This is a genomic window from Mycobacterium sp. KBS0706, assembly GCF_005938675.2.
Classification (GTDB): domain Bacteria; phylum Pseudomonadota; class Alphaproteobacteria; order DSM-16000; family Inquilinaceae; genus Inquilinus.
In genome coordinates, this window is the sequence record NZ_VCCH02000131.1 from 1 (window position 1) to 16,277 (window position 16,277).

The window sequence follows — 16,277 nt, forward strand, 5'->3', positions numbered from 1 at the left end:
ACGCAACCACCTACGCCCACGCACGCCAAAGTACGATCATCGGTCCACCAGCGCGCGGGCGTTGTCGAGCAGGACCTCCTGCGGGATCCCGTCGAAGTGGGCGAAGGCCCCTTCGACCCCGTCGAACCAGGCTGACTGCCGCTCGTGGCGAAACGCCTGGACGTAGCAGCGCCGCGAGTAGCCCAGCGTCGCCACGAACAGATAGAGCCGCGTCGCCTCGCCGCCGATCACCACCCGCGTCTCGCCGAAGTCGATCTGCAGCTGGCGCCCGGGCGGCGTCTCGAACCGGACCGTCGCCCGCGCCTCAGCCTGCAGGGAACATCGCAGCGGCGCGACGGCGCGCTCCACCGTCCGCAGGCTGACGACGAGGCCGTGCTCGCGCGCCAGCTCCTGGCGCACCACGTCGGCGTTGCCCCGGTGCTGGCGGAACCGCTCGGCGAGCCAGCCCTCAAGCCCGTCCAGCATCCTGGGCCGCTCCGGCTTCTGGTATGCCGTCCAGCCGCCCGCAGCGAGATACCGCCGTACGGTCATGTGGCTGCAGCCAAGCTCCCGAGCGATCCGCCGAACTCCCCAGCCCAAAGCCTTGAGCCGGAGCATCGCCGCGACCTCGTCCGGCTCCCTCATCTGCTCCCCCCGATCCACAGCGTGATCGGGACAGGACCTCATCACATCCTCGTCCATCAGGCCCCCTCGCGCTGGAGGAGGGTCCAGTTCCTCAAGGCGAAACGGGTCCAGTTTTACGTGGCGCCCGATACCCGGCATTTGGCGATATTTTTAAATATTGACCAGCTCAACACAAGGAATCTATCCTTATCGACAGTTGCTGTGAGAAAATTGCACCGCGGGATTGAGAAATGCCGATTCGGCGATATAACAAAACCGCCTGATTGGTTTGTACTATCGAATCGTTAGTCGGACGGAAGCATAAATCGGAAAGTCAATACTGCTTTAGGCAAGCGAACTTCACCGAGAAGACAAGCCGGCAGTATCCGTGTCGATGGAGTGGTTGCACGTCTTGCTAGGCGTGCATGGCCGCGCTAGCTGACCCTTTGTCATCGAATATCCCTGCTCAACCTCCAGTGAATCCGTGAGGGTGCTGTGGACGGCTCCGCGATCCATGACCTGCTGAACAAGTTCATCTCCGATGGAGTGCTGACTCTGAAGGCAGGTCAGAATTCCTTGGATTCCGAACGCGTCGATACGTTGCTGACCAATGACTTCGGCGGGACGCTTACGGTCACGCTCTCGCCCGCGTCCGGCGATACCCAAGTCGGCGCCGATTCCGTCACTTACTCCAACGCCAAGGTTCAAAGTCAGAATTTCGTCTTCTCTCCCAAGATCGGAAACCTCTCGGCCACCCTGACGGTGTCGACCGCCGACGACGGGAAACTCGATCTGCAGCTTCCCATGACCATGCCGCCCGGATGGAGCCTGCCCGGGGCTCTCGATCCCGGCAGCGGGTCTTTCGCGGCGGCTCTCGAACAGAAAGGCGCCCTGCAGTCGATCAGTGTCACGGCCGATTCAGCGGCCTACCAGACGGGTGACAAGACTCAGGTTATCGTCACAATCGGGATCGGTGAGAACCCCGTTCTCACCGCCGGCTACGACAAGACGAACAAGACGATTGCCCTGTCGCTGCCCTTGTCCACGAATCCGATCGGAATCGATTCGATCGGCCAGTTGTTCGGCGTCTCAGGCACGGCGGATCTGATACCGCCGAACCTCGATCTCGGCATCACCGCGTTCTCCGGCTCCTACAGCATCGGCGACCATATCGCGGTATTCGAGTGCACGCTGCACAACTGGGACGATATCCATGCCGATGTCGTGGCATGGAAGGGCGATGTGGGCGCTTGGTCGATCTTCTTCAGCGTCGGTCTGTCCGATTCCCTTTCGCTGACCGATCTGCCGCTGATCGGCAAGGCGCTGGGCGCGCTGACCGGCGGTGTGAAGTTCGAACAGATCCAGGTGGCGCTGGCCAGCACCGACCTGAGCGCCGACGATGTGACGAAGCTCACCGATGCCATCAACGCCCTCGGCAGCGGCTATCCCGTGCCGCCCGCCGGGCTGAAAAAGGGCCCAAGCCTGCTCGCGGTGTTCGACGCCGACGGTCAGAAGACCCCCCTCACCCTCAATCTCCTGGCCGGCGGGGGGGATCAGGAGGCATATGTCGAGCAGCAGGCCCGCCGCCTGCGGATCCCGCTGGCCCCCGGCCGCCTGGAGGTCGCGAGCTCGAGCGACGGCACGCATTGGTTCTCGCTGCAGAAGAGCTTCGGGCCGGTCACGATCCAGAAGGTCGGCATCCGCTACAAGGACGGCGAACTCGCCGTGCTCTTGAACGCATCGATCGCGCCCGGCGGCCTGACCATCGCGCTGGAGGGATTGGGGATCGAGACCCCGTTGAGGAAATTCGACCCGACCTTTACGATCGATGGAATCCTGGTCTCCCTGAAAGAGGGGCCGGTCAGCTTCTCCGGCGGCCTGATCGGCTCGATCGCTCCCAAGCTCGATCTGGTCGGCGAGTTGGGCGTCTCCTTCGGTCAGTACCAGTTGGGCGCGATCGCCGGCTATGCCGCGGATGACGGCGATCCGTCCTTCTTCCTCTATGGCGTGCTGGACGCGCCGCTAGGCGGCCCTGTCTTCATCGTCGTGACCGGGATCGCCGCGGGGTTCGGCCTGAATCGGACGCTGGTGGTGCCGGATGTCGACGGCGTCGACAGCTTCCCGCTGGTGGAATGGGCCGTCGGCGACGGTGCGCCGAGCTCGCTGCCCTCCGGAACCACCGAAGAGCTCGAGAAGCGGATTGCCGACACCCTGTCGTCGCTGACCTCGTCCGGCGTCGTCGCCCCGAAGATCGGCGAAGACTGGTTCGCGGCCGGCGTCAAGTTCACATCATTCAAGCTGATCGATTGCTTCGCCCTGGCGACAATCAAGTTCGGCAGCGATCTCGAGGTCGATCTGCTGGGTCTGGCCACCGTGAAGGTGCCGCCGGATCCGGCCACGCCGACCCTCGCCGAGGCGCAGCTGGCCCTGAAGGCCACGATCCAGCCGAGCACCGGTCTGATCGGCATCACTGGCCAGTTGACGCCCAACTCCTATGTCCTGTCGAAGGCCTGCAAGCTGACGGGAGGGTTTGCGGTCTACATGTGGGTCGCCGGCCCGCATGCCGGCGAATTCGTGCTGACGGTCGGCGGCTACAGCCCGCAATTCACGCCGCCGGATTACTACCCGCAGGTGCCCCGCCTGGGCCTGGACTGGAGTGTCAGCGGCGCCCTAAGCGTCACGGGCGATCTGTATTTCGCCTTGACCGCCAGCGCGGTGATGGCCGGCGGCGGCCTGAAGGCGGTGTGGCACGCCGGCCCGGTGCAGGCCTGGTTCGACGTCGAGGCCGACTTCCTGCTGGCCTATACGCCATTCCACTATGCTCTCTCCGCATCGGTCGAGTTGGGCGCCAAGGTTCGCGTCAAGCTGCTCTTCGTCCATGTCACGGTGTCGATCCATCTCGGGGTCGGCCTCGAGATCTGGGGGCCGGAGTTCGCGGGCAAGGCGCGGATCAATCTCAAGATCGTCAAATTCACCATCTCCTTCGGGGGTGGCAAGACGCAGCCCGCCCCGGTGAGCTGGAGCGACTTCGTCGCGCAGCTGCTGCCGGGCCAGAGCGGCCAGGGCCAGAATTTCGCGCTCGCAGGGTCCACCCGGTCGGCACACCGGATGCTCCGGCAGCGGCCATCGGAGAAGACGACCGGGTCAGTGCCGGCCGTGGTCCAGATCGTGGCCGCCGACGGGCTGGTGACCACTCTGAGCAACAAGGACGGTGATCTGAACTGGCTGGTCGACCGTCAGACCTTCCGGCTTCAGATCCAGACCGTCATCCCGTCCAAGCAGTACAATCTCAATGGCCCGGCGGTGGTGCTGGCCGAGCAGCAGCCGGGGCAGGAGAACACCGACTTCGGCGTCGGGCCGGTCGGCATCAAGAACGAGGATTTCCAGTCCAGCCTCGACATCAGAATTACATCCGCCGAGGACAGCGTGTTCCACGCCGTCAAGGTGCTCGGCAATGTCGCGAAGGCCATGTGGGAATACCGCAGCACCGACGGCGACGGCAGGCCACAGGTGGGCGACCCGCTCAATCAGACCACGATCGCCAATGTCCTGATCGGCTTCGAGCTGTTTCCATACGTGCAGTCGCCGGATCATACGCAAAAGATCCCGCTCCAGCCGCTGCAGTACACGATCGACGAGCAGATCCAGCCGATCGACTGGAGCACGCCGGTCGTCGAGACGACCGATCCGTTCAACGCCGAGACCGTCGCAGGCACCATCGCAATCCCCCCAGCCAGCACGAACCGCCCCGCCCTGCTCGCGGCGATGAAGCGCGCGGGGCTGACGGTCGGCGCCCGGCCGATCGATATCACGACGCTTGCCGCGGCGAACAGCAACTACCTTCTGGCCCCGCCGGCGTTGCGCTACCTCGGAGAGGCGAAGTGAGAGAGATGACCGACAACGTCGAGCAATTCGTCAGCTTCACGCAGTACGACATCCCGCCGCTGAAATCGGGCGACTACACGATCACGGCGACGCAGACCGCGAACCAGCAGGAGTTCACGCCGGTCAGCAAGAGATTCGCCGTTCCCGGCAACCGCTTCCGGCTGAACGGCGACGACATTATTTCGGTGCTACCGGCGCCGCTGGCGAATGGCGAATTCGCCGGGGTGATGCCGCTGGTCGCGCTGAAGCGCACGGCCCTGCCCTGGCAGCGGACTTCGGTGAAGGCAGACGAAACCGCCCCCTGGCTGGCCATCCTCGTCTTCATGGAGGGTGAGCAGCCGATCCTTCAGAAGGGGGATGCAACCTATGTCTTCCCGCAAGGAACCACGATCACGGTCGACAACAATCCAGGCTTGACCGGAACCGGGCAGATGCCGGACCACTACTTCTCCTATCAGAACATCAATCCCCTGGAATACGGCCAGACCCCGTCGGATCCCTGTGCCTTCATCGACCTTCCCGTCGACACCTTCAGCAAGACGTGCCCCTCGGCAGCGGATCTGCCCTACCTGGCGCATATCCGGGAGACGGACACCTATGACAGCTCCGACAGCGATGAGACGAGCTTTTCATGCGCGATCGTGCTCGGCAACCGCTGGCCGCAGCCAAAGGCAAACCAGTCCGTCAACGCCTATGCCTATCTCGTGTCGCTCGAGAATATGGGCGAATACCTGCCCGACGACAGCGGCAATCCTTCGCACAATCTGCCCTCCGGCACGACGAATGTCAGGCTGATCTGCTATCGGACCTGGCGCTTCGCCGCCAATGACTTGGCCGAAAGATTCAAGGAACTCTGCGAGAACCTGAACCGCGATCCGGACGGAAGCATCACGCTGACGACGCTGCGGCTGCCGGCGGATGCCCCCGATCAGAACGCGGTGCAGACCGCGCTGAACAACCAGAAATCGGGACAGCTGACGGAGGCCGACGCCGATCTGCTGGTCCGGAACGGCCTGTGCCTGGGCTATACGGCGCTCGACCACCATCTGCGCGAGGCGGGAAGCACGGTGAGCTGGTGCCGTGGCCCCCTGCTCCCGTTCAACACGCCGCCGGTAAGCTACAGCAGCGTCTCATGCACCGACGCCCTGCTGCGATACGACCCGCAGGCGGGGCTGTTCGACGCCAGCTACGCCCAGGCGTGGCAGCTCGGGCAATTGCTGGCGCTGCAGAGCTCCAGCTTCTCCGTTTCGCTCTACAAGTGGAAGCACGCGCTGCAGAAAGGCGCTGCCGCACAGCAGGAAATGGCGCTGATCCAGCAGAAGTTGGGCGGCGCCGGGCTGTTCCCGAGCTTCTTCGCCCGTCGCTCCGCCAGGCTCGATCAGGTGCCGGCGGCGCCGGCGGACATTGGCGAGTGGATTGGCCGGCTGAAGCTGCTGAAGGGCGTGCCGTTCTCGGCCCTGGTCCCGGATGAGCGCATGCTGCCGGTGGAATCGCTGCGCTTCTTTTATTTCGACCCGTATTGGATCGAGGCGATCGTGGACGGGGCCTTCAGCATCGGCCGGGGCGGAACGCCCGGACAAGGCAACGAGGTCGACGCGCTCGCCAGGGGGCGTCAGGCGGCACAGCTGAGCGTCCGTCGGCAGCGGAAGAACCAGCGCCCGCATGTGGCCGCGCGGCTGGCTGCGGCCGACCAGCAGGATCTCGGCACCGTCACCGGCTGCTTGCTCCGGTCCCAGCTCGTCTCGGGCTGGCCGCTGCTGAAGATCAAGGGCTATTCGGACACCGGCGGCGTCAACGACCTGACTCCGCTGCGCATCGAGCGGCTGTCGGACGATGTCCTGATCTGCCTGTTCGAGGGAGAGCTGAAGATGCTCGTTCTGCATGAGCCGCCGGCGCAGCTCCATTGCGGCGTCGAATGGGACAACAATACGCAGCGCTACACCACGACCCTGCGCTATCTCACCGGCGGCTCGGCCGGGCAGCAGATCCCGAACGGCGTCATTCCCGTCGCGGTCCGGCCGGACGGGCAGACGCTGCAGGCGGCGGATACGGCGAACGCCATCCAGAACGGGCTCACATCCCACGATCAGGCCAGCGACAAATTCACATCCGCCGAATTCGCCGTGGAGATGGTGCAGGGGGCGGTGCAGGTGGAGTTCCAGGTCCAATGAGCACATCCAAGTCAAGCAATTTGGGCCTGGTGGTTCCGGTCGACGTTGTCGCCTTCTGCGTCGGCAATGCCGACGCGAACGAAGCCACGCCGCATTTCGCTGGGGCCACGGTCTTGTACAGCCAGCAGACCCAGACGCAGAACCTGCAGACCCAGGACCAGAATAACCAGCTTCCGGCCTATCTCGGCGCGAATGCCTGGTTCGGGCTGGATCAGTCGGCGTGGAACTCTCTGGAGGCCGGGGTTCACATTCACTGGGCGCTGCCCGATGCCCTGACCAACGCCCCCATCGATGAGAACACCACCGACGTCCAGTTTCCGGCCGTGCCGAACCGGTGGCTGGTGACCCGGATGGTGATCGACGGCGGGACACCATCCTCCGTCACCTCCTGGGTTGTCGAGAGCGACGCTCTCAATCCGTCCTCGCCGGTCGGCTGGAAACTTCCGACCGTGGCGCTGCAGCCGGGAACCGGTGCCCAGGATTTCGCCTATCTCGGCCAGTGCACGCCGCTGGACAGCTATCAGCCCTCCACGCTGCTGAACGGACCCCGCACCTTCAAGAACGCCACCGGCGCGGAATTGTCGGCGGTTTCGAACGGTGTGCCGACCTTCGCGTCCTATTACCCGGAATCGCGCACCGCCTTCGGCTTTGTCGACACGCTGCAGGATCTCTCGGGGCTGAATCTCTCGGGGTCGGCGACCCTGATGTATGCCGTGACCGGCTGGTTCGATGCGACCGCCAACGATCCGGCGAGCGCAGGCGGCGATCTGGCGGAAACCCACCAGTGGCAGGCCGGCGAGCAGGCTGCCTACACCCTCTTCAGCGGGCTGGTGCAGGGCATCGTCTGGAACTCGGAAACCCACTATGTGCTGGAACAGGCCAACCAGGCGGCGATCACCGCCCAGGCCGCGGTGGGCAACACGCCGATCGAGGCCCTGTCGGCCTATTTCCGCGGACTGCTGCAACCCGGCAATGCACTTTTCGAGCAGATGCTGTGCGCCTTCCAGGAAGGGCTGCTGCCGCGGTTCTCCGAGCCGAGCCCTGGTCTGCTGGCCAAGCTTGCCGAGGCCCTGCACGACAACGGCTTCCAGGCGGTCGACGGCGGGCAGATCTACAGCATCGTCGTAAACGACCCCGACAGCACCCAGACGGAAGCGACCGACCTGCCGCTGCCGATTGCCGTCGCCCTGAACCAGCTCAATCTCGCGGCCCAGGCCTTCGAGGAAGTCGCCACCTCGGTCGAAAGCTTCCAATGGCGGATGTTTGCTGACTGGTATCGCTACTTCCAGGCCGACCCGGACCACAACAGTGCGGCCTTCAATCACTCCGGACTGCTCTACGCCGATTGGACAAAAGCAGATTCGGGCCTGAAGGCGCGCTATGACCAGGCCCAAACCGCGCTGAGCGATCAGTTGAGTCAGCTTACGGCGCTGCTGGTGAATACGCCCTTCACCCTGAAGCCACTGCCGGCGCCGCGATACTGGCAGCCGACCGATCCGGCCGTGCTGCTGGCCAGCCAGGAGCTGACATTTCCGGCCCGCTACGGGTCTGATGGCATGCTCCCCTGCCGCACTACCGACCAGCTCGTCACCTCCGTGACCGTGGGTCAAACCACGATCGACAGAACTGCTTTCGCCGGGCAATTCGTCCTGCCGGCCTCGAAGCTGCCCTATGCCGACGACTGCACCAACCTTCTGATCGAGGCCTGCCTTCTGAACACGAAGATCGCGGCCAGCCGGTCCGGCAAGGCAGAAACGACGCTGATTGCGGATCTCCAGGCGCTCCTTTCCGGCAAGCAGCAGTCCAGCTGGACCATCGGGGCGGGCCAGCAGTCGCCGTCGCCCGTCGAGCTCGAATGGTGGGGCGGACAGAACCCTTGGCTGCCGCTGTTCCTGCAGTGGACGGTCCAATTCGCGCCGCTGCAGGCCACGGAGAAAACCACCGGAAACGGACCGGCCCTGACGCCGTACCCGGCTGACTACTTCACGGCCAATTACACAGTGGACGCCACCACCGGCAGCTTCGTCCGCTGCGCCCCGGGTGTGGTCGTCCCGGATTCGTCCGCCTTCACCCAGACCTGGTCGGGCTACAGCGTGCTGTCGCCCACCACCGCGGACAACCTGGCGACGGCGATCAAGACCGATCTACAGGACGGCCCCGTGCTGCAGCCCATCCTTGACTCGCTGAACCAGCTTACGCCACTGGTCCAGCCGATGGCGGGATTCACCTCCGGTCTCCTCATGCAGCAGCAGATACCGCAGCTGCAGATCGCGATCCCGTTGAACAATTCCGATCTCGGTTCGCCGACGATAACGTCCCAGACCACGACCGTGGTCGGCCCGACCTATCACATCGGGCCGCAGTTCAACTGGCCGTACAACCCGGTCCGGGCCGGCTGGCTCAAGTTCTCGCTCCAGGCCATCGACGCCTTCGGCCAGAGGCGGAGCCTGGATCTGAACCCGATCACGATGGCCGGGTCGATGGCCGCCGAGGGCGCGCCGGATGTCGTCTATATTGCGCCGCGCCTGGCGCAGCCGGGCCGCCTCCTCTTCGAGTGGATCTCCGCCGGGGCCGGCGGCCTGGTGGAGATGAACGACCATCCGGCCATGAACCCGGTCTGTGGCTGGCTTCTGCCCAATCACCTGAATGGCGGGTTCTTCCTCTACGACGCCGCGGGGCGGCCGCTCGGCAGTCTCCGGCTCAACGGTGACCAATCCAGGGTGGTGTGGCAATCGGCCCCCGGCGACGACGCGACGATCGATCAGGGGATCGGCCAGGTCCTCGCGGATGTGAATCCCGCCTTCAAGGCGCTGGCCCTGGAGCTGGCCGGCGGCACGGCCCAGTGGTTCCGGTCGGTCTGCAAGGCCGTCGATCAGGTGCATGGCGGTATCAGCCCGGGCCTGTTGGCGACCGATGCCGGGCTGCCGATCCTGATCGGACGTCCGGTGGCGGTGGCGCAATGCGCCCTGCGGCTGGACATGCGCGGCCGCACCGCCCTCAATCAGCGCTTCACATGTCTCGACACAACCGCTGACAGCTGGACCGACACGGATTGCGGCTTCTCCACCGTGCAATACCCGGTACTGCTCGGCGATGCGGACAATCTCGACGACGGGTTGATCGGGTTTTTCAAGGCCCTCCCGGCGGGCGATGGCTACGACCTCTCGACCTTCTTTACCGCCGGGGCGCAGCCGGGGGATCCGCATGTCGTTCAGCCGCGGCAGACGACGATCCTGCTGACCCCGACACCTGCCTTCGGTGACCCCGAGCCGCCGCCGGTGGCCCAACAGACCCTGCCGCTGCTGATGCTGATCGATCCGCGGGCGCCGGTGCACGCCACGACCGGCATCCTGCCGACGCAGAGCCTGCGCATCCCGCCCGACATTGCCGCAGCCGCCGTGAGCAGGCTCGAGATGTCCTTCCTGGTCGCGCCGATTCTACGGCCGGCCAGCCTGCAGATGCCGTCGCCGCCGACGACCGCGCCGGTCGGCCGACTGACCCTGCCGATCCCGCGGGAGGCGGGCTATGCCGTCTCCTTCGTCGAGCAGGATCAGGTGGATGGCGATCCGCAATGGATTACCGTCAGTGACATCGGCAAGCCGCCCGGCGGGGCGGTGTGGAACTATACGCCGCAGACGCTGACCGAAGGCTGGCTGCGGCTGAACCCGACGCTGCTGTCCTTCGACATCCTGAACCGCGACGGCAAGGCCCTGGTGGTCGGCGGCCAGTCCCAGTCGGTCACGCTGCGCGTGACCAACCGGAAGCCGGCGCCGATCACCTTCCTGCCCGGTAAAATCGTGACGGAAGGCGAACCGACGGTGAACGGGTCGATCTTCTATCTGCATTTCGGGGTTCTGGTCGACCAGTCGGACGTCGCCGGGATGGCCCTGAGCGCCAGCGGCTGGACCTTCCAGGCCCTTCAGGACGGCATTTACGGACATTACTGGGCGGCCGCACCGGCCGCGCCGGCGGCCCTGGCGCCGGGACAGCATTTCGACGTCCAGATCTCAGGACTGAAAGCCGTTTCAAATGCGGTCCAGGCCCAGGTCTATGCCGATTACTACGGCGTCGATGGCGTGAGCGACGGCGTCTTCGCCGACCTTGTCACCATTGCCAAGCCCGGCTCCTGAGCCGCTTGCCGATTATCGAGAGGGATCGAACCCATGACGACACAGCAGGGGCAGCTTTCGTTCGATTTGGACAACCCGGGCGCCGACGACACCATCTACATCAGCGCGGATCCCTCGGCCAACAAGCTGAATCTCAAAATCACCACGACCGTCGATACAACGCTCATCCCGGGCGAAGTGGTGCCATACGCTCAGGCAGGGCAGGCGGGTGTCACTGCATCGCTGTTTTATCTCGATCTGTCCCCGCTCAAGCTGACCCAGCAGGAGTTCCAGCAGCTGACGCTGGACGGATCGGACTGGAACTTCCAGCTGTTCTATTCGGCCAGTAACCAGGTCATCGGCTTCGCTCCGAAAGCGCAGCAGAGTCTGACGACCTCGGTTCCGCTGTCGATCAGCGTGAACAAATTCACGCTTGCAACCCAGCCGCCATCGGTGACGCCCACTCTCTTCGTCTACTATTTCCGGGCCTATCCAGATCAGGTGCCGGAACCGACAAAGAGACATTTCTCAGTCGCCGTGCTTCCTCCTCCCAATACAAACGACCTGGATCTGCACCCGGTGATCGCCGTGACGCTCGACCCGACGGAGGTGGTCAATTGCCCCGTGGGAGGGCCTCCGCTTTACAATGACCTGACGCTGATATTCTCCCCGGGCCCGAACTTCATCCAGGTCCCGGCCGGACAAGCCACGACCTTCACGCTGAGCTTCGTCTATGCCGATGATGCGGACGGCTTCGGCGCCATGATGACCGCCGCACAGGCGCTGCCGCCTTTCTCGGTGACGGCCGGCCCGGAAACCACGGACTGGGGGATCCAGCGGCACACGGAGGCGGAGTTTCCATACTGGACCCTGCAGCCGCCGCCGAACCAGCCGATCGTCAAGGGTGCGAACGACTCGAAGTCATTTCTGATCCAGAGCCTGGTGACCAATTTCCAGCCCGGCCCGACCGTGGTGTCCGTGGCCTACCAGGGTGTTCCCGGCTATCGGGACGGTGTCTACTCGATCCCGGTGTTGAAACGGCCGCATGTCAAGATCGAGAGCTTCAAGGCCATACCCGAGCAGTCGGTGCTGCAGACGGGAGAGAAGGAGGTGACGGTCACCCTCTCCTGGGAGGTGAACGACGCCACACAGCTGACCCTCCAGCCCGGACCGATAGACGTTACGGGGCTGACCTCGAAAGTGGTCTCCATCTCGGAAACCACTCAGTACACGCTGATTGCCGAAGGTCAGCGGCCCGGCAATGTCGACAACACCGCCTATGCGAGCTGCACCGCCCATGTGGTGCCGGTCGTCGACTTCGAGGCTCATCCGGCGGCTGTCTGCCAATCGGACTTCCCATACCCGGTCGAGCTGTCCTGGAACGTCAGCACGAGTGATGGCGTCACCCTGACCAGCAGCGTGACCGGCCAGGACTCTACCCTCTACCCGTCGGACGGATCGGTCGTGAAGACCCTGTCGGTGCCGCAGATGTTTACGCTGACGCCGCAGCATGCAGGGGTCACAGCCAGCCGCGGCGTCATCGTGTCGGCATTCGCACCAACCGGCAATGTGGTCTCGAATGGCCTGACCGGCGCGGGAGTGGCCGCCCCGACGAACGCCCCGTTCATCGCCATGGTGGTCCCGGCGGCGAACCAGGTGGCGATCCTCAGCACGGCGACCTTCCAGCCGATGAAGACGATCTCTGTGGGCTCCCACCCCCAGGGCCTGGCGTTTTCCCCCGATGGGTCCTCCCTGTATGTCGCGAACTCCGGTGACGGGTCCGTCTGCGTGATCCGCGTCACCAACACCAACGGTCCCGAGGGCTACAGCTTCGGCCTGGTGAACACGGTGCAGGTCGGCGGGGCGCCCCAGCAGGTGGCGGTCAGCGCGGACGGGGCCGCCTGGGTCAGCATCGACGCCGGTTCCGGGGCGGGGAAACTGGCCAAGATCACCAACGGGCTGGTCACGCCGAAGGTGGACACCGTTGCGGTGGGGACGGCCCCCCGGGGCGTTGCGGTCACCCCCAGCGGCGGTCTCATCTTCGTGGCCAACTCCGGCTCGGGCTCCGTGTCGGTCATCGCCAACGGCGTGAAGGGCCCGTTGCTGCGGGCTCCGGTTTCGGGTCTGAACCAGCCGGTGGATGTCGCGGTTTCGCCCGACGGTGCAAGCCTGCTCGTCGCCTGCGCAGGTGATTTGACCGTCGTCAAGGTCGACATCAAATATTACCAGACGGCGCCGAAGAAACCCCTGTCGCTTGATGAGACGCCGGCCCATCTGGGGATGTTCTACGGCGGCGACTATGTGCTGGTCGGCTGTAGCAGCACGGCCATCCTGCTGAATTACAAGACTGGCACTACGGAAAGAATCAGCCTGGCCGGTGCGGCTCAGGGCGTCGGTGTTACACCCGAGGATGGCATGGCGCTGGTGTCCGTGGCCGGGCAGGATGGCGTTTCGGTCATCACCTTCAATCGTTATGCCCAGGCGGACGGGTCCACTGATCCCGGCGGCGCCGCCACCGACGTCGCCGTGACCCCGGACGGCTCACGCGTGTTGGTTTGGTGCAATGCCCTGATCACTCTGAGCACGGGGCCAGATCCGATCGACGGCGTGGCAGCCTTCGAGGTAAACGGCGACGACTTGGAGCCGGCTCAGGGATTGTCGGATTGTGACGTTGCGCATCTGGCGATTTCGCCCGGAGCGCAGGACGACGCGTTCTATCTCGCACCAGCGAGGAAGCCATCGATCTCGCTCTACCGGACGAGCACGATGGTCCCGATCAAGACCATTTCCTTGCCGGCCAAGGCGGGCGTGGACCAACGCTCAGCCGAACGATTGGCGTTGTCGGCCGACGGTTCCAAGCTCTTTGCCTTGACCAAAGATGCTGTGGGCGGCGGTCATGCCTCCAGCATCGTTGTGTTCGCAGCTGACCTGACGGGCGGAAGCTTCACACCAGTCGGCGACGTGACGGTCTTTCAGCGGCAGGCTGGCGCGGTTCTGCCATTCCTCGCCGCCGCGCCGGATGGTTCGAGGGCCTATACGATCGATCCGATCGCTGGTCGGGTCTATGCGATCGAGCAGGCTGGCCAAAGCTACGGTCCCGGCTCAAAGCCCGTGGCGCTGCCTGCCACCACGCAGGTCTCTGCCCTTGCCGTGCTGCCGGACGGCTTGGCTGCCTATGTCTTTGCGACCGTCGGCAAGAAGAACATCGTCTGCGTCATCAGCCTTCCCGCGTTCACCTCCGAGACGATTTATCTGCCCGATGATGAGGACAGTTTGGCTCTTACTGCAGTGGCCTGCTCGCCAGACAGCAAGCTGCTGCTCGGAACAGACACCGTGGCAGCTGGTGTGCGAGTTTATGACGCGGCATCGCTGCGGATTGTCCAGACGCTGTCCTGGCCGACCGGCACCATCGGTCCCACCGGCATCGCAATCAGTCCCGATGGATCGCGGATTTTCTCTGCAAGCACCGGCGTCCAGGCGGGCAGCGTTGCGGTCGCCGATCAGATTCAGCCCCAGCCCTGACGTTGCTGAAGAGGAGTTCTTCCATGGCCGATTATTCCGGTTTTTTCGTTCGTGACAATCTTGGCCAAACCCCGTCCGGAGGGCAGGATCGCAGCGGATGGTCCGGCTGCCCCGATATCATCCTCAACGGGACGACGCCGGCGGAGAACCCGAGTGACTTCACCACCGCCGACGGTTACGCCACGGACTACGGCGACACCGTTCAGATGGAGGCGGCAAATTATGTTTACCTGCGGGCATTGAATGCGACCTCTGGTCCTCTGAGCGGTTCTGCTTGGTTATATTACGCTGAAGGCGACTTGGCCCTATGGCCATCGAAGTGGCAGAGAGCGAACATCCAGGTCGGCGGCGAAGCGATGAACTATCTGCCGATCGCGGCCACTGCGGCGAATCAGATCTGTGTAACGGGCCGCCCCTTCATTTGGACACCACCGGCCTTTCAGTCCGGACATTCGGCCAGCGATCACTATTGCGTGATCTCCTGGATGGAGAACCCGCCTCTTAAGCCGCCACCGTGGACACCGCTGGATGACATTCCGGGTTTTACTGTCTTTGACGATCTGGTGGATTTCATCCTGGCTCATCCGAACATGGGCTGGCGAAACACGACCGACGTCTCGGGCAATGGGCCGTCCTGGCAGGAAACGACTTCGATCACGGGCCCCGTCGGCGGAGGGTCGTTCTTCGTGGGTGTTGCGTGGCAAGGGATGCCGACCGACGGGGGAACAATCGGCTACACGATTCCCGGCGGCCCGAACGGCGATCCCCCGACCTACACACAGGATCCGCAGCCAATCAAGAGAGCATCCGGCTCGCTGGTTTCACAGCAGACCTGGCCTGAGAACTTCGCCAGCAGCATCACGATCAGCTACACGCAGGGCAGTACTGCTCCCCCGAAAGGCGCATGGATAGCCCCATACGTGGGCCTGATCTCGAACCAGATGAGGGCCAGAACACTAAATGTGGCACGACAAAGCAAAACGGGCTGGCTTCGAGGAGCGAAGATATTGGACGTCCTTGGGAGGGGGATAGAAATCGAGGATGACATCTTTGTCATCGGCTCGACTCCATATCGTTTCTGAGTTGCTTCAGGAGAGGAAACGCCTAATGGCCGACAACGACTACTGGGGCATGTTCATTCGAATGTACCCCCATCAAGTTCCCAATTGGAGCCCCAGCGGCGGCCTGTGGACACAGTGTCCTGATATCATCAGCGGCGGGACCGGTGAACTCGATCCCGACCAGCTGCTCAAGAACTACAAGAACCCGCCCACTGCGTCGCCGACCCCGGCTCCACTGGCTCTGAACAAGGCCAATTATGTCTACGTGACGGGCGAGAACACGCTTGATGAGGCGCTGACTGTGCGCGTCTGGGTGTTCTGGGTCGTTCAAAGTACCATGCTTTGGCCGTCGACCTGGCAATCCGAGGGCATCGCAGTCGGGAGCAACTCCGTCAATTACCAGGCGCTTGCCATTCAAGCGGCGCAGCCCTGGCCGGATCATACGGACAAGCCTGTCCCGGGTCCGCCGGCGGTGACCAAGACGCCTTTCGTGATCACCCCCAAAGTGCAGGTTCCGAGCCAGGATCAGTTTTCTCTCGTCACGATTATCGAAAACCATCCGGCTGATCCCGCCAAGCCTCCGCTGCCGGACCCGTTCCCAACGGTCGCAGAACTTGCCGATTGGGTGGCGACCAGCGGCAATGTGGGGTGGCTCGACATGACCCTGGCCGACTGACCCGGACGGTTCCGCGAGGAGACCTTTCGGCGTCCGTGGCGCCGTGATCAGTCCACCACACGATCGAACGCCCAGACCATATGCTTGGTCACCAGTCATGGCCGTCGCCGTGGGGCGCTTGGGCGGTGTCTGGGCGAAGTCGGGTCCCATTTCATGGTCGGTCGTGGCGCCTTTCGGCCGAGCTCAGTCAGCTGAGACCGGCCGGTCCGACCCGGGGCTCTCCCCACCACGCTCCGGGTCGGACCCCATA

The 16,277-nt window shown here is 64.1% G+C and carries 7 protein-coding genes; 6 read left to right on the top strand and 1 reads right to left on the bottom strand.

The features are described from left to right. Positions 1 to 36: 36 nt before the first annotated feature. Entirely contained in the window at positions 37 to 762 is a 726-nt protein-coding gene (gene istA, locus FFK22_RS37525; protein ID WP_306770238.1) for an IS21 family transposase, read from the bottom strand. 336 nt (positions 763 to 1,098) lie between these two features. Between istA and FFK22_RS37530 the strand changes: the two genes are divergently transcribed. The 6 genes from FFK22_RS37530 to FFK22_RS37555 are packed head-to-tail and all read left to right on the top strand — an operon-like array spanning position 1,099 to position 16,027. Beyond that, a complete protein-coding gene (locus FFK22_RS37530) occupies positions 1,099 to 4,488 on the top strand; it encodes a DUF6603 domain-containing protein (RefSeq protein ID WP_138893071.1) in 3,390 nt (1,129 codons plus the stop codon). A gap of 5 nt (positions 4,489 to 4,493) precedes the next feature. Beyond that, the gene (locus tag FFK22_RS37535; protein WP_138893072.1) at positions 4,494 to 6,659 is read left to right on the top strand and encodes a hypothetical protein; all 2,166 of its coding nucleotides are present in this window, start codon (positions 4,494 to 4,496) and stop codon (positions 6,657 to 6,659) included. Next, positions 6,656 to 10,789, top strand: a complete 4,134-nt coding sequence (locus FFK22_RS37540; protein WP_138893073.1) for a hypothetical protein — start codon at positions 6,656 to 6,658, stop codon at positions 10,787 to 10,789. Before FFK22_RS37535 ends, FFK22_RS37540 begins: the two co-directional genes overlap by 4 nt. A 33-nt stretch (positions 10,790 to 10,822) precedes the next feature. Next, positions 10,823 to 14,290: a hypothetical protein gene (locus FFK22_RS37545; protein WP_138893074.1), complete on the top strand. Its 3,468-nt coding sequence runs from the start codon at positions 10,823 to 10,825 to the stop codon at positions 14,288 to 14,290. Between the two features lie 23 nt (positions 14,291 to 14,313). Then, a complete protein-coding gene (locus tag FFK22_RS37550) occupies positions 14,314 to 15,372 on the top strand; it encodes a hypothetical protein (protein WP_138893075.1) in 1,059 nt (352 codons plus the stop codon). 25 nt (positions 15,373 to 15,397) lie between these two features. Next, entirely contained in the window at positions 15,398 to 16,027 is a 630-nt protein-coding gene (locus tag FFK22_RS37555) for a hypothetical protein (protein ID WP_138893076.1), read from the top strand. Positions 16,028 to 16,277 lie beyond the last annotated feature (250 nt).

What these genes read in the sequence shown, in the direction of transcription:
- istA (WP_306770238.1), bottom strand. Translation starts at nt 762, where the DNA reads ATGCCGGGTATCGGGCGCCACGTAAAACTGGACCCGTTTCGCCTTGAG.
- FFK22_RS37535 (WP_138893072.1), top strand. Translation starts at nt 4,494, where the DNA reads ATGACCGACAACGTCGAGCAATTCGTCAGCTTCACGCAGTACGACATC.
- FFK22_RS37540 (WP_138893073.1), top strand. Translation starts at nt 6,656, where the DNA reads ATGAGCACATCCAAGTCAAGCAATTTGGGCCTGGTGGTTCCGGTCGAC.
- FFK22_RS37545 (WP_138893074.1), top strand. Translation starts at nt 10,823, where the DNA reads ATGACGACACAGCAGGGGCAGCTTTCGTTCGATTTGGACAACCCGGGC.
- FFK22_RS37550 (WP_138893075.1), top strand. Translation starts at nt 14,314, where the DNA reads ATGGCCGATTATTCCGGTTTTTTCGTTCGTGACAATCTTGGCCAAACC.
- FFK22_RS37555 (WP_138893076.1), top strand. Translation starts at nt 15,398, where the DNA reads ATGGCCGACAACGACTACTGGGGCATGTTCATTCGAATGTACCCCCAT.